General features: G+C 74.9%; 18 protein-coding genes. 13 read left to right on the top strand and 5 right to left on the bottom strand.

All coding sequences use genetic code 11. The features are described 5' to 3' along the window. On the top strand, positions 1 to 1,155 hold a 1,155-nt coding region (locus ACIA79_RS28815; RefSeq protein ID WP_399431294.1), incomplete at its 5' end, for a response regulator. Positions 1,156 to 1,216: 61 nt separating this feature from the next. Beyond that, a complete protein-coding gene (locus ACIA79_RS28810; protein ID WP_399431292.1) occupies positions 1,217 to 3,691 on the top strand; it encodes a SpoIIE family protein phosphatase in 2,475 nt (824 codons plus the stop codon). Positions 3,692 to 3,760: 69 nt separating this feature from the next. Here ACIA79_RS28810 and ACIA79_RS28805 read toward each other — a convergent pair whose 3' ends face one another. After that, complete coding sequence (locus ACIA79_RS28805; protein ID WP_399431291.1) at positions 3,761 to 4,738, bottom strand: GlxA family transcriptional regulator; 978 nt, start codon at positions 4,736 to 4,738, stop codon at positions 3,761 to 3,763. Positions 4,739 to 4,869: 131 nt separating this feature from the next. On the opposite strand from ACIA79_RS28805, the gene ACIA79_RS28800 reads away from it, so the two are divergent. From ACIA79_RS28800 to ACIA79_RS28775, 6 genes are all read left to right on the top strand, one after another. After that, positions 4,870 to 5,343: a hypothetical protein gene (locus tag ACIA79_RS28800; protein WP_399431290.1), complete on the top strand. Its 474-nt coding sequence runs from the start codon at positions 4,870 to 4,872 to the stop codon at positions 5,341 to 5,343. A gap of 80 nt (positions 5,344 to 5,423) precedes the next feature. Next, entirely contained in the window at positions 5,424 to 5,894 is a 471-nt protein-coding gene (locus ACIA79_RS28795) for an ATP-binding protein (protein WP_399431288.1), read from the top strand. Between the two features lie 324 nt (positions 5,895 to 6,218). Further along, positions 6,219 to 6,728 (top strand): MarR family winged helix-turn-helix transcriptional regulator, encoded by a 510-nt coding sequence (locus ACIA79_RS28790; RefSeq protein WP_399431287.1) that lies wholly within the window; start codon positions 6,219 to 6,221, stop codon positions 6,726 to 6,728. A 126-nt stretch (positions 6,729 to 6,854) separates the two neighbouring features. Next, a complete protein-coding gene (locus ACIA79_RS28785) occupies positions 6,855 to 7,220 on the top strand; it encodes an STAS domain-containing protein (RefSeq protein WP_399431286.1) in 366 nt (121 codons plus the stop codon). 152 nt (positions 7,221 to 7,372) lie between these two features. Continuing rightward, positions 7,373 to 8,227, top strand: a complete 855-nt coding sequence (locus ACIA79_RS28780) for an RNA polymerase sigma factor SigF (RefSeq protein WP_399431285.1) — start codon at positions 7,373 to 7,375, stop codon at positions 8,225 to 8,227. 114 nt (positions 8,228 to 8,341) lie between these two features. Then, positions 8,342 to 8,668, top strand: coding sequence for a luciferase family protein (locus ACIA79_RS28775; RefSeq protein ID WP_399431284.1), 327 nt, complete (start codon positions 8,342 to 8,344; stop codon positions 8,666 to 8,668). A gap of 232 nt (positions 8,669 to 8,900) precedes the next feature. Here ACIA79_RS28775 and ACIA79_RS28770 read toward each other — a convergent pair whose 3' ends face one another. Further along, the gene (locus ACIA79_RS28770) at positions 8,901 to 9,662 is read right to left on the bottom strand and encodes a restriction endonuclease (RefSeq protein ID WP_399431283.1); all 762 of its coding nucleotides are present in this window, start codon (positions 9,660 to 9,662) and stop codon (positions 8,901 to 8,903) included. A gap of 150 nt (positions 9,663 to 9,812) precedes the next feature. On the opposite strand from ACIA79_RS28770, the gene ACIA79_RS28765 reads away from it, so the two are divergent. Beyond that, the gene (locus ACIA79_RS28765; protein WP_399431282.1) at positions 9,813 to 10,904 is read left to right on the top strand and encodes a glutamate--cysteine ligase; all 1,092 of its coding nucleotides are present in this window, start codon (positions 9,813 to 9,815) and stop codon (positions 10,902 to 10,904) included. A 280-nt stretch (positions 10,905 to 11,184) separates the two neighbouring features. Beyond that, positions 11,185 to 12,084 carry a ketopantoate reductase family protein gene (locus ACIA79_RS28760; RefSeq protein ID WP_399431298.1) on the top strand — a complete coding sequence of 300 codons (900 nt, stop codon included), beginning with the start codon at positions 11,185 to 11,187 and terminating at the stop codon, positions 12,082 to 12,084. 9 nt (positions 12,085 to 12,093) lie between these two features. Here the strand turns inward: ACIA79_RS28760 and ACIA79_RS28755 are convergent, their stop codons facing one another. Next, entirely contained in the window at positions 12,094 to 12,558 is a 465-nt protein-coding gene (locus tag ACIA79_RS28755) for a Crp/Fnr family transcriptional regulator (protein WP_399431281.1), read from the bottom strand. 482 nt (positions 12,559 to 13,040) lie between these two features. Between ACIA79_RS28755 and ACIA79_RS28750 the strand changes: the two genes are divergently transcribed. Further along, the gene (locus ACIA79_RS28750; RefSeq protein WP_399431280.1) at positions 13,041 to 15,098 is read left to right on the top strand and encodes a phosphocholine-specific phospholipase C; all 2,058 of its coding nucleotides are present in this window, start codon (positions 13,041 to 13,043) and stop codon (positions 15,096 to 15,098) included. 58 nt (positions 15,099 to 15,156) lie between these two features. On the opposite strand, the gene ACIA79_RS28745 is transcribed toward ACIA79_RS28750, so the two are convergent. Then, positions 15,157 to 19,224: a CHAT domain-containing protein gene (locus ACIA79_RS28745; RefSeq protein ID WP_399431278.1), complete on the bottom strand. Its 4,068-nt coding sequence runs from the start codon at positions 19,222 to 19,224 to the stop codon at positions 15,157 to 15,159. A 185-nt stretch (positions 19,225 to 19,409) separates the two neighbouring features. Between ACIA79_RS28745 and ACIA79_RS28740 the strand changes: the two genes are divergently transcribed. After that, on the top strand, positions 19,410 to 19,883 hold the full coding sequence (locus ACIA79_RS28740; RefSeq protein WP_399431277.1) for a hypothetical protein: 474 nt from the start codon (positions 19,410 to 19,412) through the stop codon (positions 19,881 to 19,883). Next, the gene (locus tag ACIA79_RS28735) at positions 19,880 to 20,758 is read left to right on the top strand and encodes a hypothetical protein (RefSeq protein WP_399431276.1); all 879 of its coding nucleotides are present in this window, start codon (positions 19,880 to 19,882) and stop codon (positions 20,756 to 20,758) included. Before ACIA79_RS28740 ends, ACIA79_RS28735 begins: the two co-directional genes overlap by 4 nt. Before the next feature lie 98 nt (positions 20,759 to 20,856). Here the strand turns inward: ACIA79_RS28735 and ACIA79_RS28730 are convergent, their stop codons facing one another. Then, a complete protein-coding gene (locus ACIA79_RS28730; RefSeq protein ID WP_399431275.1) occupies positions 20,857 to 21,519 on the bottom strand; it encodes a hypothetical protein in 663 nt (220 codons plus the stop codon). Positions 21,520 to 21,672 lie beyond the last annotated feature (153 nt).

Below are 21,672 nucleotides of genomic sequence, written 5' to 3'. Positions count from 1 at the left end.
TTCCAGCAGGCCGACGGCACCACCAGCCGCAAGTACGGCGGCACCGGCCTGGGCCTGTCCATCAGCCGGGAGATCGCCCACCTCCTCGGCGGAGCCGTGAGCGTCGCCAGCGTGCCGGGGGAGGGCAGCACCTTCACCCTCTACCTGCCGGCCGCCCGCACCGACTTCGCCGAACGCCCGGCCGACCGGGCGGAATCCCGCACCACGGCCGGCGGCGCCCGGGGCACCGGCGCCGCGGACGGCGACCGCGGCCCCGCCGGACCGTCCACGGCCGTGCCGAGACAGCAGCGCCGTCTGCTGGTCATCGAGGAGCGGCCCCGCGGTCTGCTCTCCCTCGTCGCCGAGAGCGCGGCCCAGGACCTCGCGGGCAACCGCGGCCTCGGCGACCGCGACAGCGCCGACGTCGAAGTGATCACCGCGGTCGGCGCCCAGGAGGCGGCGGCCGCCCTCGCCGCCGAGGCCTTCCACTGCGTCGTACTCGAACTCGACATGGCGGGCGGCGAAGCGCTCCGGTTCCTGGACGCCGTCGAGGGCGACCCTGCCCTCAGCGCCGTACCCGTCCTCGCCCACAACAACCGGCGGCTCGCACCCGCCGACGAACGAGCCCTGCAGTCCCGGGCCGACGCCCGCCCGCTGGAGCTGCTCTCCGGCCTCGACGAGCTGCGGGAACGCATCACGCTGCACCTGTCCGCCGAGCAGCCCGGCGACGTCCTGCCCCTGGTACGCCGCGAGGGCACGGCCGAGCTCGCGCCCCAGCCCGTCGACGGCCGGCTCGCGGGCCGCACGGTCCTGGTCGTGGACGACGATGCCCGCAACCTGTACGCCCTCAGCGGCATCCTGGAGCTGCACGGCGTGCACGTCCTGCATGCGGCGAACGGACGCGAGGGCATAGAAGCCCTCGACCGGCACCCGGGCATCGAGCTGATCCTGATGGACGTCATGATGCCCGAGATGGACGGTTACGCGGCCACCGCGGAGATCCGGCGCATGCCCGCGCACGCCGGTCTGCCCATCATCGCCGTCACGGCCAAGGCGATGCCCGGCGACCAGGAGAAGAGCCTCGCCGCCGGGGCCAGCGACTACGTCACCAAGCCGGTGGACGCCGACGACCTCGTCGCCCGCGTGCGGCACTGGCTCAGCCGGGCGAGCCGATGACGGTCCGCGATGCGCTCCGGACCCTGCCCGGCACGCCCGCCGACGAGAGGGCCGCAGCGTCATGACCACGTCCGAGCACACCGCACGCCCCACCGGGGACGCCGCCCTGCCGGCGCCGCCCCGCCGTCCGGCGGAGGACGGCGCGCTCGGGGGGCGGCAGCACACCGAGGCCATCGGCCGGCTCGCCGCCACGGTGGAGCGGCTGCGCCGCGAGGTCCGGGCCGCCCAGGCCGCTGCCGACGGGCGCGCACTCGTCGAACTGGCCAAGGGCATGCTCGTCGAACGGCTGCGGTGCGCCCCTGCGGAGGCGGCGCGCCAGCTGCAGACGCTGGCGGACCAGGCCGGGGTGACGCAGCTGGAGCTGGCCGCGGACGTCATCAACCAGTCGGCACGCGACCGCTTCGCCGAGATCGCCGACGAGTTCGTCCGGCGCACCCGGGCCGGAGCCGCGCCGGACGCCCCGGCCGGGTCGCGGAACCCGGACGAGGATCCCGGCGCGCGATCCGTCGCCGTACGCCTGCGGACCGCCGAGTCCGCCGCGCTGGCGGCGGACGACACCCAGGCGGTGGCGGAATCCCTCCTGGAGCACGCCCTGGTGCCGCTCGGCGCCCACGCGGTCGCCGTGTGGTTCGCCGGGTCGGACGCCTCACTGACCCTGGCGGGTCATGCCGGGTTCGCCCCGGGGGAGGCGCAGCGCTGGAGGTACGTGCCGCCCGGCGTCACCACGGTGGCCCGGCGCGCCCTGACCGAACGCCGGACCATCTCGATCAGGTCCCTGTCACAGGACGGCATCCCCTCCATCGGCCGCCTCGAGCACCCCGACAGCGGCCGGACGGCCGTCCCCGCGGGCACCGGCGGCCGCATCCACGGTGTCCTGGAGATCTGCTGGCCCCACCCGCTGGAGGCCCAGCCGCCGCAGGTGGCCCGGCAGTTCGAGGCCCTCGCCGAGCTGTGCGCCCGCACCCTCGAGGAGCAACCGCACGCCGCGGGGGAGCGGTCCCCGGCCGTCGCGGCACCGCTGCCGTACGTCACGGAACTGGTGGAACTGGCCGAGGGCCTGTACGACTCCGCGCTGGTCCTGCTGCCGTACCTCGACGCCGACGGCCGGCTCACCGACTTCCGGGTCCACCACACCAACAGCCGGTTCATCGACCCGACGGGACGGCCCCGCAGCGCCGTCAGCGGTGCCCTGTTCCTCGAGGCGTACCCGATGGCCGCCGGCGCCGGAGACCTGTTCGACCAGATCCAGCGTGTATACGCGACCGGCGAAGCGTTCCGCGCCGAGCGGATGACCCTGACCACGCTGGTCGAGCAGGTGCCGCTCACGGCCGTCGCCGACGTCAGCATCACCCGCCACGGCTCCGGCGTCCTGCTGATCTGGCGCGTGGAGGACGAGACCGCCCGTCTGGCGAGCCTCCTGCAGCACGCCCAGCGCCTCGGCCGCATCGGAGGGTTCGAGGAGAACGTCCGCAGCGGCGAGATCGTGTGGAACCGCCAGCTGTTCGAGCTGCGCGGGCTGCCGCCCACCGCGGCCCCCGTCCCGCTGGAGGACCTGCCGGCGCACGCCCACCCCGACGACGCCGTCGCCATCGGACGGTTCCTGCGCACCGTCCTGCACCAGCGGCGCCGCGCGTCCGTCGCCTTCCGGCTCCAGCGCTCCGACAAGGTCACCCGCCACATCCGGGTGGTCGCCGAGCCGGTGCTCGGGGACGACGGCCGGCTGCTCTCCGTCCGCGGCGCCTACCAGGACATCTCCTCCCAGCACTGGACGGAGGTCGCGCTGGCCGCCACGCGCGACCGGCTCGCCCACAGCGAGCAGCAGGCCGAGGAGCACAACCGGCTCGCCCTCCAGCTCCAGCACGCCATCATGCCGCCCACCCGGGCGCCGCTCGCCGTGCCCGGCCTGGACGTCGCCGTCCGCTACCGGCCGGCGGAGTCCGACTCCCTCGTCGGCGGCGACTGGTACGACGCGGTCGTCCTGCCCTCCAAGGACGTCCTGCTGTGCGTCGGTGACGTCGCCGGGCACGGCATCGAGGCGGCGACCAGCATGGTGGTCCTGCGCAACGCCCTGCGCGGCCTGGCAGTCACCGGGGCGGGCCCCGCCCAGCTGCTGTCCTGGCTCAACATCGTGGCCCACCACCTGACCGAACAGGTCACCGCGACCGTGGTGTGCGGCATCTACCACCCGGACACCCGTGTGCTGCGGTGGGCCCGGGCCGGGCACCTGCCGCCCGTGCTGGTACGCGGCGACGAGGCGCGGACGCTGCCCCTCGTGGGCGGCCTGCTCCTCGGCGCCCTCGCCGACGCCGACTACACGGAGGGCGAGGTCCAGCTCGACGAGGGCGACGTCCTGCTGATGTACACCGACGGCCTGGTCGAGCGGAAGGACCTGTCCGTCCAGGACGCCCTGGCGCAGCTGGTGAAGACGGCACGCACCCACGCCCCGTCCCTGGAGCACCGCCTCGACAGCCTCCTCACGCACAGCAGGTCGGACACCGACGACGACACCTGCATCATCGGGATACGGGTGAGATGAGCCGAGGCGGGTGAGGCGAGGCGAGTGAAGCGAGGCGGGTGAGGCAAGGGCAGCGAGCGGCCACGGCCGTCAGCGGCCGGGCCGCCCGGCGGTGTGCACCGTCCGGTAGCGCGACGGCGAGATGCCGTACCGGTCGGTGAAGGCCTGGCGCAGCGCCTCGGCCGAACCGAATCCGCAGCGGACGGCCACGCCGGCGACCGGGAGCGCCGTCGTCACCAGCAGGTGGGCGGCCGCCTCGCAGCGCGCCCTGCGGACGTACTTCCCCGGTGTCAGGCCGAGGTGCTCCCGGAACAGCCGGGTGAGATGGCGCGGCGTCACCCCCGCGCGTGCCGCGAGCGCGACGGCCGTCAGATCGCCGCCGGGGTGCACCGCGATGTGCTCCACGAGCCGGCGCACCAGGTCGTTCGCGGGCGGAGGGCCGGCGACGAACATGCTCATCTGCGCCTGGTTGCCGGGGCGCTGGAGGTAGACGACCAGGTTCCTCGCCACTTCGCGGGACAGCTCCTCCCCGTGGTCCTCCGCTATCAGGGCCAGCGTCAGGTCCAGGGCGCTGGTGACGCCCGCGGCCGTGTAGACGTTCCCTTCGCGGATCCAGATGGGGTCGGGGTCGACGGTGACGTCCCCGTGGCGGGCGGCGAGCCGGTGTGCGTACCGCCAGTGGGTGGTGGCCCGGCGGCCGTCCAGCAGCCCGGCGGCCGCCAGGACGCTCGCCCCGGTGCACACCGAGGCCACCCGGCGGCTGTCCCGGGCCAGGCGCCGGACGTGCGCGACGAGGCGCGGGTCGGCGGCGGCCCGCTCGTGCCCCAGGCCGCCCGAGACGAGCAGGGTGTCGACCGGGCCGGTGACGCGCTCGAGGGACTGCTGGCCCTGCAGCGTCAGCCCCGAGCCGCAGACCACCGGCCCGCCACCGGGGCTGGCCAGGGACACCCGGTAGGGGACGCCGGGACGGCCGATCCCGTTCGCCATGGCCAGGGACGTCGTCACGCAGGCGATGTCCAGCAGCTCCGCCGCCTCGTAACCGACGACGACGACCAACCGTTCCTCCACGCGCACGACCCTAGGGGGAAAGGACCGGCACCCCAAGGTTCGCGACATGAGCCGCGTCCCCCGGCGACGCGCCCGCCCGTCCGGTGAACAGTGGGGGACGCCATGACGGCCATCACAGGGGGAGGCACCTCATGATCGACTGCACACCGGGGACGGACACGCCGAAGCGGGCCCGCGGGGACTCCGGGGGCGCCTCCCCGGGACTGTTCACCGCGGTCCTGCACCGCTGGCCCACGCTGCTCGCCCTCGTGGTGGTGGCCGCCACGTTCGGCGACGGCCTTCCCCCTCTGGAGCCCTTGGCGTGGCTGCTGGCGATCATGCCCGTCTGCTATCTGGCCTTCGGTCTCGCCCGCGGCGAGTTCACGGGCCGGGGAGGGCTCGGCATCCAGGTCGCCGGGCTGGCCGGCTTCGGCGCCGTGGCGCTGGCCGTCCTGGTGTCCGACGGCACCGCCGCCCGGTACGTGCTCGCGGCGGGCTGGCTGGGGCACGCCGTGTGGGACTTCGCGCACCACCGGAGCGGGAAGGTCGTTCCCCGGGGCTGGTCGGAGTGGTGCTGCGTCGTCGACCTCCTCGGCGCCGTCGCGCTGGTCGTCCTGGCCCACTGAATTCGGGGGAGTGCACCGGATCGGACGGGGTAAGGGAAGCGACGTGGCCGGTGTGCCTACCGTCGACGGGGCAGGAGTACATGACCACCGAGATGACAACAGAGAAACGCCCCCCCGCCAGCCCGCTGGGCCCGCTCCCACCGCTCCGCAGGGTCGCGGAGTACACGGGGGAGCCGGGCTGCATCGCGGCTGCCCGGGCCTTCGCCGACGGCTTTCTCCAGCAACTCGCCGCCGAATGGCTCGCCGTGCTGCCCGCCCGTACGGAACAGGACGTGCGGCTGGTCGTCAGCGAACTGGTGACCAACGCCGACCGCCACAGCGACGGGCCGTACATGCTCGAACTGGAAGGCTGCGCCCGGTGGCTGACCGTGACGGTGTACGACAGCAACGCCGTCGGGCCGATGCTGTACGCACGTGACCCCGCCCGCGTCGGCGGACACGGCATGGAGATCGTGCACGCCCTCTGCCACCGGGTCACGGTCGAGAGCGTGCCGGTGGGCAAGCGGATCCGGGCCGAGTTCCTGCTGGACGAAGGGGCGGACGCTTCCTAGGCGTCCCCGTCCCGTCCCCCTCCCGGTACCGGTGCGCGGGCCCGTCCTCCTCCTGGTGTGCGGGCCCGCCGTCGTCCGGCCGGCCGTGCCGGTCCAGGCACAGCACGAGCGCGTCGCCCGTCGTGTCCGCGCCGCGGTGGGCGGCCGCCTCGCGATGCACCGCGCCGGGCCCGGCCGCCGCCGGCGTCCGGCCGGTCGCCACCGCGCCGGGTGTGAAGCCTTCCTATGGGAGTTGTGTGACGATCATGAAGGTGTGGGGGACGGTCGCGGAACCCGGCGCCGCCCGGGCTGACAAACGGCGCCGCCGGGTGACAGAGTGGATCGGTGCCCCGCTTCACCAGTCCGTCGCGCCGCCACGAGCAAGTGGCGGCAGACGTCTGCGCGGCCGCCGAACTTCTCGAGGTGGTGCTGGGGCGGGGCCAGGAGACGGTGCCCTCCGGGCCGGTCTCGCCGTCGCAGCTACGGGCCCTGCTGGTGCTCGAACGCCGTGACGGTACGAACCTGCGCACCCTGAGCGAGGCACTGCGCTCCCGCAGCTCCTCGGTGTCCCGGCTGTGCGACCGCCTGGAGGCGATGGGCCTGGTCACCCGCGAACCCAGCGCCACCAGCCGCCGTGAGGTGGAGCTGCGGCTGAGCAGGCAGGGCCACGCCGTGCTGGCCGAGCTGCGCGGCGCCCGGGCGCGGGAGGTGCTGGCCGTCCTCGCGCACATGGACCCCGCCGCGGTCGGCGCGCTCTCCGAAGGGCTGATCGCCTTCCGGGAGGCGGCACGGCAGGTGGAGTCGCCGGGCGCGGCGGACGCGCCGGACGGCCCGTCCGCGGCCGAGAGCGCCTAGCCGCACCCCAGGGTCCGCCGTCCCGGCGATGCGCCTCCCCCGCACAGGTTGCGATGCGACGAGGCACGGACTGTTGCCATGGGGGGAATGTTGTCAAACGGCAACAGTCGCTTCTATCGTTGGCTTGTGCACACTCCCCATCCTGCCGAGCCCACTTTGCAAGTCACCGAACGGACGGAGGCCGGCGCACGTGTCGTCGTGCTCTCCGGGGAAGCGGATCTGGACAGTGTCGACCCCTTGCGTGCCGTGCTCCAGGACGCCGCCGCGCACGCGGATCCACTGGTACTGGACCTCTCCGAGGTCTCCTTCGCGGACTCCACCATGATCAACGTCCTCCTGCTGGCCCACGTGGAGCTGGGGGTCCGTCTGCGGATCGCGTCCCCGTCCGAGTTCGTACGCCGTCTCTTCGCGCTGACCGGGCTGGAAGGCGTGCTGCCCCTCTATGACGGTGTGGCGCAGGCCGTCGGGGCCGACCCCGTGGCAGGACCCTGACCCGCAGCGCCGCCGCCCGGCCCCGCGCGGACACGGGCACGGCACATCCGTAAAAAAAACGATGCATGTATGGCGCAGGGCCGGGTATGCGCGGCCCAACGAGCCCCGAGCGGACAGGACGGGGCTTGCCGAATGAAAGGGAGGGACGAGACATGACGGCGAGCGCGCTTGACCGGACTGGTGTGGAGCAGGAAGTCGCTCAGTTGCCGGAGGTGCCCGCCCCCCGGAGTGTGGCGCCCCAGGACGCGCGGGCGATGTCGAAGGTCTTCTTCGACCGGCTCGCCGTGCTGGAGGAAGGTACGCACGAGTACCAGGACGTGCGGAACACGCTCATCGAGATGAACATGTCGCTCGTCCGGTACGCCGCCGGCCGGTTCCGCAGCCGTGGTGCGGACGAGATGGAAGACATCGTCCAGGTGGGCATGATCGGCCTCATCAAGGCCATCGACCGCTTCGAGATCTCCCGCGAGGTGGAGTTCACCACCTTCGCCGTGCCGTACATCGTCGGCGAGATCAAGCGATTCTTCCGCGACACCTCCTGGGCCGTCCACGTCCCGCGGCGCCTGCAGGAGGCGCGCGTCGAACTGGCCCGCGCCACCGAGGAGCTGCGGACGCGCCTGGGCCGCACCCCCACGGTCAAGGAGCTGGCGGAGCTGATGAGCCTCTCCGAGGAGGAGGTCATCGAGGCCCGTCTCGCGTCGAACGCGTACCGGTCCAGCTCCCTCGACGCCGCCATCAACAGCGACAGCGAGGACGGTGAAGCGGCACTGGCCAACTTCATCGGCGCGGAGGACCCGGCGCTCGAGCTCGTCGAGGACTTCCAGACCCTCGCCCCGATGATCGCCCAGCTCGACGAGCGCGACCGGCGCATCATCCACCTCCGCTTCGTGGAGGAGCTCACCCAGTCACAGATCGGCGAACGCCTCGGCTGCTCGCAGATGCACGTCTCCCGGCTGCTCTCCCGGGCGCTGAAGAAGCTGCGTGAGGGGATGCTCAGCACGCGCTGACCCCCGCGCCGCGGCGGCCCGGAGCACGTGCTGCCCGGCCCGGGCGGTGCCCTGCCCCGGAAAGACGGTTCCGAGGGCTGTGCAGGCCGCCCGGGGTCGGGCAGGCTGAGCCCCATGGATCTGGCTCAACACGCCGACGCCCGTCTGGCTCAGTGGTCGGCGCTCACCCGGGGCGGCGCGTGCTGCGACCGCCCCGCGCCCGGTCTGTGCGCGGGCGACAGGGAAATAGTCCGCTTCCCGGGCGGCAGCACCGCTCAGGTGCACCTCACGACCGCCATGATCGAGCGGCTCCGGCCCGCGCTGCGGACGTCCACCGCGCTCAACCTGACCCCGGCCCCGACGGGCTGGGTGGGCGTCAGACTGGAGACGGGCTCCGACATCGACCTGCTCGCCACCCTCGTCAGCGCGGCCCTCCTGGCCGCGGAACGCACCACCGACTGAACGCCGCTCGCTCCTGCCGACGCCGCCCCGCCCACAGCGGGGCGGCGTTTTCGGTGCGTCTTTCCCGCCCACCGCCGCGTGTCCCCGCCCACCGCCGCGTGTCCCCGCCCACCGCCGCGTGCCCGGCCGGAAGGCGGGGACACGCGGCGGTGGGCGGTGGTGTGCACCGCTCGTGCCGCCGCTGGACAGCGGCTCCCCGGTCCCGCCGACGGGCGCCGGGGAACCGCCGGCGTCAGCACTCCTCCGCGGGGAGGGGCGCCAGGTGCCACGGTGCCGGGCCGGTGCCGCGCGTCCAGGCGTCGAGGCCGTGGCCGTCCATGCAGAGGATGCCGCACTGTTCGGCGTACTGGAGGGCCGGCTCGGTGTACTCGCTCGTGGTGACCACGGCCGCCACATGGGCGCCGTGCACGGCGAAGCACGTCCCGCCGAAGCGCTGGAGGTCCTGGGAGCCCACCTTGTGGTCGGGTGCGTAGGCCTTGCACTGGACGACGACGCGCCGCCCGTCCGGCGTTGTCGCCAGGACGTCCGCACCCAGGTCCCCGGCGCCGCCGACGACCTCGACCTCCAGGCAGCCGTCCCGTGTGCACAGTTCCGCCACGGCCTTCTCGAAAGCGGCCGGGTCCATGGCCGTGTAGTCGATCGCCGCGTACGGGGCCGCCTCCGGATCCGCGACCGCTTCTCCGGCCGCGGGCAGGAGGGGCGAGGCCGTTCCGGCGCGGCGGCGCAGACCGGCGCGTACCACAGCGGCCACCACGGCCAGCGTTCCCGCCAGGGCCAGCGCGGCAGCGGGGACGTCGGTGGTGTCCCTGACGGCCGCCCGTGCGGTCATGCCGGTACCGCAGAGCAGGATCGCCGCGAGTCCGAACCCCAGGACGGTGTCGCGCAGGCTGAAACGCGGGCGCCGGGCGGACGGGCCCGCCGGGCCGTCGGGGCCCACGGGCCGGTCGGGGCCCACCGGACGGTCGGGGCGCGGCCTGCGGGCGGATATCGCCATGGGTGGATCCTCTCCCTCACGGGCTACGGACGATCTTGTGTCAGCCCGTATGCCCCGTTCACCGGCTGCGGCACTCCAGGCGTGCCGGACCGGATCGGGGGCATGCGAAGCGGCAGCACGGGGGTTGTTGTGAAAGAGAGGGTGGTTGACGTGCGCAGTGTGGGTGTCGAGGAGGAGCTGCTCCTGGTGGACGGCCGGACCGGAGAACCCCGCGCCCTGTCGGCGGCGGTCCTCGCGGCGGCGTCCCGGGACCCGCAGGGCGCCGGGGAGGTCTTCGAGAGCGAACTGCAGCGCCAGCAGCTGGAGTTCGCCACCAGCCCGCAGACGGACATGGGCGACCTGCAGGACGAGATCCGGCGGTGGCGGGCGGAGGCGGCGCGCCACGCCGAGGACCTGGACGCGTCCGTCGCGGCCCTCGGTACCTCGCCCCTGGAGGTGAGCCCCACCATCGGGACCGGCGAGCGCCACCAGTGGCTCAAGGAGCACTTCGGCCTCACCGCCCAGGAGCAGCTGACGTGCGGCTGCCACGTCCACGTCTCCGTGGAGTCCGACGAGGAGGGCGTCGCGGTCCTGGACCGCATCCGGCCCTGGCTGCCGGTCCTGCTGGCGATGAGTACGAACTCGCCGTTCTGGCAGGGCGAGGACAGCGGGTACAGCAGCTACCGCAACCGTGTGTGGGGCCGCTGGCCGTCGGCGGGACCGGTGGAGGTGTTCGGCTCCGCCGACCGGTACCACGAACAGGTGGCGGACATGGTGGCGAGCGGGGTGCTCAGGGACGAGGGAATGGTCTACTTCGACGCCCGGCTCTCCCACTCCTACCCCACGGTCGAGGTCCGCGTCGCCGACGTGTGCCTGGACCCGTCCACCACGGTGCTGCTGGCCACGCTGATCAGGGGACTGGTGGAGACGGCCGCGCGGCAGTGGCGGGACGGCGAGCCGCCCGCGCGGCACGGCGTGGCGCTGCTGCGGCTCGCCGCGTGGCGCGCCGCCCGGTCGGGCCTGGAGGACCAGCTCATCCACCCCGTCACGATGCGGCCGGCCCCGGCCGAGGCCGTGGTGCGGGCCCTCTTCGACCATGTGCGCGACGCCCTCGAGGACACCGGCGACGTGATGCCCGCCCAGGAGACGCTGGCCGGTCTGCTGAAGTCGGGGACCGGTGCCCGCGTCCAGCGGGAGCTGCTGTGCAACACCGGCAACCTGCACGACGTGGTGACCGAGTGCGTGCGCCGCACCCTCGGCTGACCCGGGCGACCCCGCGGTCAGCGCCTGCCCTGCGGCATTGACGGGCGTTTCCGCATCGCTGATGATCATCGGACCAGGGCGGCCACCCGCGGTGCCCCGGCGCCGTGGTGCGTCCCGGCATGGGAGGCGGACGACGGCACGGGCACCACGGGGGCCGACCCGTCGCACCCGGCCGGTGCTCCCACCGGAACCGGTCCCCCGGAAGGATGGCATCAGCGTGCCGCACACCCCCCGTTCCCACCTCGCCCCTGCCTCCGCGCCTGGCCAGGCCGCGGATCCGGTGCGCGTCCCCGCCGCCGGCCTGTGGACCGTCGCCGTGCTCGGGCCCGGCGGCGTGGGCGGCCTGCTGGCCGCGCTGCTCTCCCGTGCCGGACACCGGGTGATCTGCGTGGCGGGGGAGGAGACCGCGCACGTGCTGCGGCGGGACGGCCTTCAGGTGCGCAGCCGCCATTTCGGCGACTTCACCACTGCTGTGGAGGCCGGCACCGAGCTGCGCGAGCCCGCCGACCTGTGCATCGTCACGGTCAAGGCGACCGCGCTCGACGCGGCGGCGGAGCGCGTGGCACCCGAGCGGCTCGGTGACGCGCCGATCCTTCCGCTGCTGAACGGCATCGAGCACGCGGACGTCCTGCGGGCACGCTACGGCGCGCGGCAGGTCGTGCCGGGCGTGATCAGGGTGGAGTCCACCCGAACCGCTCCCGGGGTCATCGTGCACGGCAGCCCGTTCGCCGAGATCGACCTGGCCGGGGCAGCGGGGCAGGACCTCGGCCCGCTGGCCGCGATGCTGACGGACGCGGGCGTACGGACCACCGTGGCGGGGGACGAGACGGCCGTCCTCTGGGCGAAACTGGCCTTCCTCGCCCCCTTCGCCCTGCTCACCACCCGCTACGGTCTGACCATCGGCGAGACGCGGACCGAGCGCCGGGAGGAACTGGTGAGCCTCGTCGAGGAGGCCGCCGCCGTCAGCCGGGCCTGCGGGGTACCGGCCGACGCGGCCGGGATCCTCGCCCGCTACGACTCCTTCCCGGCCGCCACCAAGTCGTCCATGCAGCGCGACGCCGAGGCCGGGCGCCCGCTGGAGCTCGACGCCATCGGCGGGGCACTCCTGCGCAGCGCCGAGCGGCACGGTGTGGAGGTGCCCTTCGCCAGGCGGCTCGTCGCGGAGCTGGCAGGCGGCTGAGCACCCCGCTCACGGCGTGGCGCCGCTGCCGTGCGGTGCGTACAGGTCGAGGAGCCGGATACGGGCCGCCTGGAGCCGGGTCGCGAGCACCCGGCCGACCCATTGCCCGACCGAGAAGCCGAACGCCGGGTCGGCCTCCATCATCGTGCGCACCGCCACCGCGTCGAACTCGTGCGTCCGCACAGGCGTCATGGCCTCCGCCCCGAGCTGCCAGGTGTACGGAGGGAAGAGCCACGACCACCCGACCAGCTCGCCGTGGCCCAGGGTGTCGATCGCCACGGACCGCCCGCCCGGTACCTGGATATCGAGGGTGACGGCACCGGACCGGACGATCCAGAAGCGGTCGGCCCGGGCTCCCTCGTCGAACAGGCGATCACCCTCGGTGAAGTTCATCTCGCGGGCGAGGCCCATCAGCCGTTCGCGGTGCTCCGCGGGGAGGGCGGCGGTGATCCGGGTGGGAGAAGCAGTGCTCATGGCGGCCTCCGCTGGTGAACCCCTCTCCCAGTCTCACCGCGCGGCCGCCCCGGTACCAGTAGAGCCGACCTCCGACTCGACGAGGCGCTGCGGAGCTGAGCGAGCCCTGCCTCCGGTGCCGCGCGCGTCGAGGACGACGCGCCACCGCCGCGGGCGGGCCGGGGTCACGCGGTGGCGTGGGGCCTGTGAGGCGGACGGGGCTGCGGGAGCGCGAGGTGCCGAGGGCTCCTGAGGCCGACGGGCCAGGGAGACGCGCGGTGCCGTGCGGTCCGTGAGGCGGACGGGGGTGCGGAAACGCAAGGTGCCGTGGGGACTCGACGCCACCGCGGTGCGCCCGTGCCGTCGGCCGAAAGCGCGCCGGAGCGCGGGGCGTTCGCCCGGCGTACTCCGGGCAGTCATGGAGCGTCCGCCGGGCGATACCCCGCGCACGCTGTTCTTGGGGCGCCCCTCGCCACCTCCAGACGCAGAGGTCCACACACCCCATGGCAGAACTCAACCGTCGCCGCTTCCTCCAGCTCGCCGGTGGTACGGCCGCCCTCACCATGCTGTCGGACAGCATCGCCCGGGCCGCCGCCATCCCCGCGCAGGGCAGTACCGGAACCCTCCAGGACGTCGAGCACATCGTCGTCCTGATGCAGGAGAATCGTTCCTTCGACCACTACTTCGGCGCGATGAAGGGCGTACGGGGATTCGGCGACCCGCGCCCCGTCACGCTGCCGAGCGGCAAGCCGGTCTGGCACCAGGCGGACGGCTCCAACAAGGTGACCCTCCCGTTCCGCCCCGAGGGCGAGGACCTCGGCATGGAGTTCCTGCAGGGGCTCAACCACGACTGGGCAGGCGGCCAGAAGGCGTTCAACAAGGGCAGGTACGACCAGTGGGTGCCCGCGAAGACCGCCACCACCATGGCGTACCTCACGCGGGACGACATCCCCTTCCACTACGCGCTCGCCGACTCCTTCACCGTCTGCGACGCGTACCACTGCTCCTTCATCGGCTCCACGGACCCGAACCGCTGCTACATGTGGACCGGACACACCGGCAACGACGGCACGGGCGGCGGTCCCGTCCTCAACAACGCCGAGGCCGGGTACGGCTGGACCACCTACCCCGAGCGCCTGGAGGCGGCCGGGATCTCCTGGAAGGTCTACCAGGACATCGGTGACGGCCTCGACGCCGCCGGCCACTGGGGCTGGATCGACGACGCCTACCGCGGCAACTACGGCGACAACTCCCTGCTCTACTTCAACACCTACCGCAACGCCCGCCCCGGCGACCCCCTGTACGACAAGGCCCGCACCGGCACCGACGCCGCGAAGGGCGACGGCTTCTTCGACATACTCCGCGCCGACGTCCGGGCCGGCCGGCTGCCCGCGGTCTCCTGGATCGCCGCCCCGGAGGCCTTCTCGGAGCACTCCAACTGGCCGTCCAACTACGGCGCCTGGTACATCGCCCAGGTCCTCGACGCGCTGACCTCGAACCCGGACGTGTGGGCCCGCACCGCCCTGTTCATCACGTACGACGAGAACGACGGCTTCTTCGACCACGTCGTGCCGCCGTACGTGCCCTCCGGCACCGCGCAGGGCCTGTCCACCGCCCCCACGACGCTCGACTACTTCCCCGGCAGGACCGGCTACGTCGCGGGGCCCTACGGGCTCGGGCCCCGCGTCCCCATGATCGTCGTCTCGCCCTGGAGCACCGGCGGCTACACCTGCTCCGAGACCTTCGACCACACCTCGATCATCCGGTTCATGGAGCGCCGCTTCGGCGTCAGGGAGCCCAACATCTCGCCCTGGCGGCGCGCGGTCTGCGGCGACCTGACCTCCGCGTTCGACTTCGCGCGCACGCAGACGGCGCCCGCCGGCCTGCCGCCCACCGACGGGTACTACCCGCCGGACCGCGAGCGCCACCCCGATTTCCGGCCCACCGCCCCGGCCGTCGGCACGATGCCGCGGCAGGAGCCCGGCAGCAAGCCCACCCGCCCGCTCGCGTACGCCCCGTACGTCGACGGCCTCGCGGACACGAGCGCCGGCAAGTACCGGCTGACGTTCAGCGGCGGCCCGGCGGCGGGCGCCCACTTCTACGTCACCGCGGCGAACCGCACCGACGCTCCCTGGACGTACACCACCGAGGCCGGCAGGTCGATCTCCGACACCTGGAACACGCAGTACTCCAAGGGCGTCACCGACCTGACCGTCCACGGCCCCGACGGCTTCCTGCGCCGCTTCCGCAACCCCGGCAAGACCCCCGGCCCCGAGGTCACCGCGCGCCACAACGCCACCACCGGCAACCTCGACCTGACGTGCACCAACACCGGCGGGGGCGACGCGCAGCTGACCGTCGCCAACGCCTACGCGGACGGCCCGCAGACCTTCACGGTCCGCAGGGGCGCCACCGTCACCCACACCGTCGACCTGCGGGCCTGCCGCAACTGGTACGACGTGACGGTCACCTCGTCCACGCCCGACTTCCTGCGCCGATTCGCCGGCCACGTCGAAACCGGCGCACCCGGCCTGTCCGACCCGGGGATCCGCACCACCTGACCGCCGGCTTCCACCCCACCGGCGCCGCACCCCTGCCCCCGGGCCGGTGTGCGGCGCGTCAGGGGCCCGCGTGGACCAGGCAGGCCCACAGGCTGGGCGTCGCCGGGTAGTCGGCGCGGACCTCGCGGACGGCGGCGTGCAGGGCCCCGGCCGTGCCCGTGACCCGCAGGCCGCCGTCCCGGGTGCGCAGGGAACGGTAGACGGTACGGGCGATCCGCGCCCCGACCGCGTCGTCCACGGGCCACAGCGCGCCGACGACGTGCGGGAAGCCCGCCATCTGGAAGGCGCCGACGATGCTCACCGACTCGTCCGCGAGCTCCGGACTGGTCCGCAGGGTGTCGCAGGCGGACAAGTAGGCCAGCCGGGCGTCCGGCAGCCGCAGCCGGGTCACGTCGCGGACAGTCAGGGGGCGGTCGGCGTGGTCGTGCAGGACCAGCCGGTTGCCCGACGGGTTCAGCGGATCGCCCACGGCGTGGCAGGCGAAGTGGACGTACGGGTGCTCCCGCAGCCGCGCCCCGACCGCCTCGCGGGTGGCCCGGCCGTCACTGAGCAGCCGTGCCCCGGGCACCGCCCCGGCGAGCCACTCGGCCTCGCGGCGGGCTTCCGGGAGCCGTGGCAGCCCCTCCGGATCCGGGACGGCGACGATCAGCAGGCCGGACTCCGCGGGGGCGGGCGCGGCCACGCGGGTGCGGGCGTGGCGCAGTGTCCGCAGGGTCGGCACGTACGAGGACACCACCAGGTCCAGCGCGCCGGGCGACCCGTCATCGGGTGCGGCGGCGTGCAGCGGCAGTGCGCCGAGCGCGCTCCCGGGGGACCACCACAGCCGCGGCCAGGCGTCGCCCGGCGCGGGCGGCCGGTGGAGCCCGATGTGCCGCAGCACGGGCCCGGTGACCGCCGACCACAGCCACGCGAGCACGTCCCGTACCACCGCCTGCGCGCGCAGCGCCTGCTGGTGCGTGCAATCCGGCGCGCCCAGCAGGGCGAGGCCGTCCTGGAACTGCGCGTTCCGCTCCGCGGCGGCCTCCGGGGTCGCCCGGTGCAGCGGTACGGCCTCGATGGCGCGGTCCGTGATCACCAGGGCGCAACTGCCGTACGCCGACACGGCGAGCAGGACCACGGGGCCGGCCTCGGCGCCCGCCCGCAGCTCCGTCACGTCCCACTCCCGCACGGGGCGGAAAAGACGCAGCTCGGGGTGGCGTGAGCGGATCTCCGCCAGCAACTCCTGCCAGGCGGTGGCGGCGCGGCGCCGCGACTCCGCGCCGGCCGGGCCCGGCCCCGCACCGGCGTCCGCGGAAGGCCCCGGCTCCCGGCCGCTCGCTCCTGTACCGGCGCCCGCCGGGCCGCCCGGTCGCGTACCGGCAGTGTCCGAGGCCCCCGTCCCCGTCCCGGCGTCCGTCGAGGCGCCCGGTCGCGTACCGGCAGTGTCCGAGGCCCCCGTCCCCGTCCCGGCGTCCGTCGAGCCGCCTGGTCGCGTACCGGCAGTGTCCGAGGCCCCCGTCCCCGTCCCGGCGTCCGTCGAGCCGCCCGGTCGCGTACCGGCAGTGTCCGAGGCCCCCGTCCCCGTCCCGGCGTCCGCCGAGCCGCCCGGTCGCGGTTCGGCAAGGGCGGGGTCCGCCGAACCGTCCTCGAACGTGACGTGCTCGCCGCCCGACGTCGCGTCGAGGGCCTCCCGCAGTCGTTCGAAGCGGTCGGCCAGTCCGGGCGCCGCCGCCCGCAGCCGGGTCAGATCGCTGTCGGTGTCGAAGGCCTGCGCCAGCAGCACCCCGCGCGCCTGCTCCAGCAGCCGCACCGCGAGCCCGGGGTCGCCGCACCGGTGGGCGCAGGCCGCGGCCTCGGCGCCCAGCCCGGCCGCCCGGCCGAGCCGGAACTCCTGGTCGTCCCGCAGGAGCCGGCGCGGCGCGAGGGACGGCAGCAGGTCCACCGCGAGGGTGAAGCCCTCCAGAGCCAGGTCGAAGCGGCCCTGGTCCGCCCAGGCCCGGCCCCACTCCCGCGCCGCGTCCAGCCGCTCGGACGCCGGGCACGGCTCCTCGCCCGCCGCCACGCCGAACGCCTCCGCCGCGGCCGCGAGATCGGCGGGGTCGCGCGTGTGCTCGTGGCGGGCGCGCAGCGCCGCACCGAGACGGATCAGCCGCCGCGTCCGCGCCGGGTGCCCGGCCGGGGTGGCGTCCGCCGCCGCCCGGAGGAGCCCGGTCACCTCCGCGAGGCCGGACGCCGGGCTCAGACGGGTCAGGCCCTGCGCCCGCACGCCGGCGAGGACCGACGCGCAGGACGCCCAGTCGGGTGATCCCTCGGGCAGCGCGGCGAGGGCCGCTTCCGCCAGACGCCGCGCCTCCCGCAGGTCCTTGCGGCGACCCGGCAGCTCGGCACGCCGGACCAGCGCGATCGCGAGATTGAGCCGGCGCCGGGGGAGCAGGCCGTCACCGGGCGGGGTCAGCTCCAGGGCGGTGCGCAGGTACGCCACCGCGTCGTCGATCCCGGCGGTCCCGGCCCGCTCCGGGTCCCGGTCCGCGTACTGGAGCAGCGCGCTCCCGGTGGCGCCGAGCACCGCCGCACGCGCGGCGGGCGCCAGGCCGGGCAGCCCGGCGGCCGTGCGCCTGCTGTCGAGGGCCTCGCGCAGATCGGAGCTGTCACCGGTGAGGTGGTAGCGGGCGGTCAGCGCGCCGCCCAGGTTGAGCAGCCGCGCACCGAGCATGTCGTGGCCGGCGGGCGTGGTGTCCACCGCCTCCCGCAGGGCGCGCACCGCTTCCTCCAGCTGCTCGGCCCGCCCCGTACGCCCGTACCGGACGTGCAGCGCACGCCCCAGGTTGTCCAGCGCGACGGCGCGCTCCGGGTGTCCCGCGGGCAGCACCGCGACGGCATCGCGCAGCAGCCGGACCGCCTCCTCCACGTCGGCGGCGGCACCGTCCCGCTCGTACCGCGCCTGGAGCGCGAGCGCGGGGTTGACCAGGCGGCCGGCCGTCCGCCGGGTGACCCGGGGTGTGGCCGCCAGCACCTCCCGGAGGTGAACGAGGGCCGCGTCCAGCTCCTCCGGTTTGCCGGTCCGCGCCGCACGCATGCGCAGGGCGCTCCCCAACGTGTTGAGCACTCCGATCCGCTCCGCCGGGTCCGGCCAGGCTTCCCCGGCCGCCCGCGTCAGGACGGCCGCCGCCTCCTCCAGGTCGGGCAGCGCGCCCGTGTGCTGGTAGCGCTGGAGCAGGGCGCTGCCCAGGTTGCCGTACCCCGGACCCGGCCCCCTGGGGTCCCGGGGCGCCGCCCTGCGGAACAGGTCGACCACCTCGTCGTGGTCCTCACGGGTCCCGCCCTCCCGCACCAGGCGCAGCCGCAGCGCGTACCCGAGCGAGCTGAGGTACCCGCCGTACCGGGGATGCCCCTCACCCGCCTGCTCCACCGCGTCCCGGGCGATGCCGATCGCCTCGCGGAGGTCCTCGGGGTCGCCCGCCTCCTCGAAACGCTCGCACAGCAGCAGGCCCAGGTTGCCGAGGGCCGCGAGGCGGTCCGGTTCGCCGGCCGGAGTGCGCTTCAGCGCGTGGTGGGTGAGGGTCACGGCCAGGTTCAGGGCGTGCCGGTCACCGAGGGTGCGGGCGGTGGCGGAGAGGAGGCCGGCCAGGTCGGAGGCGCGCGTGGGGTAGGCGGGGTCGTCCGGCCTGGTCGCCATGAACGCCAGGACCCCGGCGGCGGCGCCCGTGGTCAGCAGTTCCCGCGGCTCCTTCCCCGACGCCGCGAGCCGGGCGGCCAGTTCGTGCGCCCCGCGCAGGAAGGGTGAGGCGCCGGCCCCGGCCGGATCGACCCGCCCGGTCGCGATCGTGACGGCCGCGCAGAGCGCGGACCACTCGGGCGGCCCGTCCGCCTCGACGGTTCCCGGGCGGACGTCCGCCGCGTACCGGTCGGCCAGCAGTTCCGGTACGGACGCGGGATCCGCGGCCCACACCGGGAGCAGCAGCATCCCGGCGGCGGCCCCCTCCTCACCGCCCCGGCCCTCACCGAGCGCCCCGGCCCGGCACCAGTAGAACCACCCGGCGGCGTGCCGCGCCTCCAGGTCCGCCCGCAGGTCGGTACTGCTCAGCAGGCCGCGCAGCGCGCCGTCCGCCTCCGGCGCGAACAGGGCGTCGCCATCCTGGTGTTCCATGGCCCGTACGAGCCGCTCCCGGACCGCGCCGAGCCACCCGTCACGGTCGCTGCCCGGCCCTTCCGGCCGCCGTCCCGGGCTCCCCGTCCCCGCTCCCGTCCCCATCCCCGTCACCCTCCCCGTCCTCCTCGCCATCCTCCTCGATCCCGTGTCCGGCCGTGTGCTTGTACGACAGACTTGCGCCCATGGCAGAACCGGACGAGCAGCGAGCGCGAGCAGCCGAACAGGCCCGGCAGACCGGGCACGAGGGACAGACCGGCCGGGAGGGACCGGGTGAGCAACTGGCTGCGTACACCGCGGCCTTGTGCCTCCTGCTCGCCGAGCGGGACACATCCGTGACCGCGGTCCCCGGGGTGCGCGCCGCCGTGGAGCGCGCCCGGTCCCTGCTGGCCGCGGGCGGCGACGGGACGGAACTCCTGGCCGCCTTCCGCGCGGTGGACGAGGAACTGCGCAGGGCGGGTGACGCCCGCGGTCTGGGCGGCCGCTTCCGCAGCGCCGCCACGACCCCGCCCGGCATCCGCCGGGTGATCAAGGTGGCGCGCTGCCCGGGTGCGGTGCCCTGCGCCCGGCGCGAACCCGCGCCGGACCTGCGGCCCGCCCCGCGGTGCGCGGTCAACGGCGTCCGCATGCGCCGGGAACAGCTCCGCCGCGACGCATGAACGCCCTGCTGACGACCCTCGGGAGCAAGCTCACCGAGCGCTGGCTGAACCAGCTGATCCTGCCCGGTGCGCTGTTCCTCGGCGCCGCCGCGGCCGGCGCCGTCCTCGGCCACGCCCACGGGCATGATCTGGACCGGTTGCGTGAGGGCATGGACGCCCTCACCCGCCGTCCGGCCGTCGGCCGGCCCGGCACGGCCGCGCTGCTGGTGGCGGTCGCTCTGCTGCTCTCCTCGGCGGCCACGCTGGCCGCGCAGTTCGTGGGAGCCGCGATCGAACGGTTCTGGCTGCGGGAGGCCGCCGATCCCGTCTCCCGCGCGCTGGTACGCCGCCGGCGGGCGCGCTGGCGCAGGGCGGAGGACGAGCGCGTCGAGGGGATCAGGGACGTACGGCTGCCGGACGCGGAGATCGAGCGCCGCTACCGGGTCCGCGACCGCATCGCGCCGGTGGAACCCACCCGGCCCACCTGGTGCGGCGACCGCATGCAGGCAGCGGCCGAACGCGTCGACGCGGCCTACGGCCTGGACCTCGCGGCGCTCTGGCCCCGCCTGTGGCTGGTGCTGCCGGAACCCGCGCAGCGGCAGCTCGAAGCGTCCCGTGCCGCCTTCACCGCCGCGGGGCGCCTCGCGGCATGGGCGGTGGGCTACGCCGTCCTGGCCGTGTGGTGGTGGCCGGCGGCGGCGGTCGCGGTCGCGACCGGCCTGGTCGCCCGGTCACGCGGCCGGGAGGCCGTCGACGCCCTGGCCGGCCTGATCGAGGCCGCCGCGGACGTCCACGCCCGCGACCTGGCGCGCCTGATCGGCCTGGACGAGGCCCCCGGCCCGCTGCGGCAGGAGACCGGCGAGCGGATGTCGCGGCTGTTCCGCAAGGGCGACTGAACCGCCGCCCGGCGCCTGCTCGCGCTCCCCCTCGGCCCCCGGTCCCTGCGGCTCGTGAACCCCCCGCCCCACCGCCCGCCGGTCCGCAGGAGCGGGGCTCAGGGGTTCCAGTGGTACTTGCCGCCGCCGACCCAGCGCACGACCGCCGGATCGTCGAGGTCCACGTGCTTCAGGCCCAGCCGACGCGCGAGCCGGACCACGTCCGACAGGTCCCGCGCGATCCCCACGGGTTCGCCGTCCACCTCGACCATGCGGAACGGCGGGTCGCCCGGCACGACACCGGAGACGACCATCGGAGGTCCCACGTGGTCGCTCATGCCTCCAGCCTGACGTACCCCCGCACACCGCGCCAGCCGCCCGCCAGCCGCCGGGCGGGTTGCGAGCGCCCGGACGGCGCACCCCGCGGCGGTGCCGAGCGCCGCGGCCGCCAGGAGCACGCCCAGGCGGCGGGCGTCGGTGGAGCCGTCCCAGGTCAGCTCGCCCTGCTGATGGACGACGAAACCGTCGTAGAACAGCCAGCACAGCAGGGCGCTGAGCGGCGCCGCCCGGGCGCGCGCCCGGAGGCCCGTGGCGGCCGCGAGGACGCAGTAGGCGGGGAAGGCGGCGGCGGGGTGGTGGAGCTCCCCGGTCGCGCCGAGCAGCGGCAGGAGCCCGGCCGAACCCAGGAACACGCACGCGCACACCATGGGGGCGGAGTACGGCCGGGGAACGGCGCGGGCGCCGGTGCGCGCGCCGGTCGTGCACCGCGGGACAGTGATCACGGCCCCCTCCTCGCTGTCGAGCCCGTAACCCGGGCGCCACCCACGCGTCACCCCCTCCAGGGCAGCGGATGCTCACCGGTCGCGGCAACACTCTTTCCGGCCGCTCGTACGACGGCCCGCCACCGCGTGCGGCCCCTCGGCGCCGCTTCCCCC

It is taken from the genome of Streptomyces sp. NPDC051310 (assembly GCF_044455245.1).
Classification (GTDB): domain Bacteria; phylum Actinomycetota; class Actinomycetes; order Streptomycetales; family Streptomycetaceae; genus Streptomyces.
Note: the sequence above shows the minus strand (reverse complement) of the source record. Positions and strands in the feature narration are given on the sequence as shown.

Excerpts from the sequence above, each read along its gene's own strand:
- ACIA79_RS28745 (WP_399431278.1), bottom strand. The coding sequence starts at position 19,224 with ATGGAACACCAGGATGGCGACGCCCTGTTCGCGCCGGAGGCGGACGGC.
- ACIA79_RS28770 (WP_399431283.1), bottom strand. The coding sequence starts at position 9,662 with ATGGCGATATCCGCCCGCAGGCCGCGCCCCGACCGTCCGGTGGGCCCC.
- ACIA79_RS28780 (WP_399431285.1), top strand. The coding sequence starts at position 7,373 with ATGACGGCGAGCGCGCTTGACCGGACTGGTGTGGAGCAGGAAGTCGCT.
- ACIA79_RS28775 (WP_399431284.1), top strand. The coding sequence starts at position 8,342 with ATGGATCTGGCTCAACACGCCGACGCCCGTCTGGCTCAGTGGTCGGCG.
- ACIA79_RS28740 (WP_399431277.1), top strand. The coding sequence starts at position 19,410 with ATGGCAGAACCGGACGAGCAGCGAGCGCGAGCAGCCGAACAGGCCCGG.
- ACIA79_RS28735 (WP_399431276.1), top strand. The coding sequence starts at position 19,880 with ATGAACGCCCTGCTGACGACCCTCGGGAGCAAGCTCACCGAGCGCTGG.
- ACIA79_RS28755 (WP_399431281.1), bottom strand. The coding sequence starts at position 12,558 with ATGAGCACTGCTTCTCCCACCCGGATCACCGCCGCCCTCCCCGCGGAG.
- ACIA79_RS28800 (WP_399431290.1), top strand. The coding sequence starts at position 4,870 with ATGATCGACTGCACACCGGGGACGGACACGCCGAAGCGGGCCCGCGGG.
- ACIA79_RS28810 (WP_399431292.1), top strand. The coding sequence starts at position 1,217 with ATGACCACGTCCGAGCACACCGCACGCCCCACCGGGGACGCCGCCCTG.
- ACIA79_RS28750 (WP_399431280.1), top strand. The coding sequence starts at position 13,041 with ATGGCAGAACTCAACCGTCGCCGCTTCCTCCAGCTCGCCGGTGGTACG.
- ACIA79_RS28795 (WP_399431288.1), top strand. The coding sequence starts at position 5,424 with ATGACCACCGAGATGACAACAGAGAAACGCCCCCCCGCCAGCCCGCTG.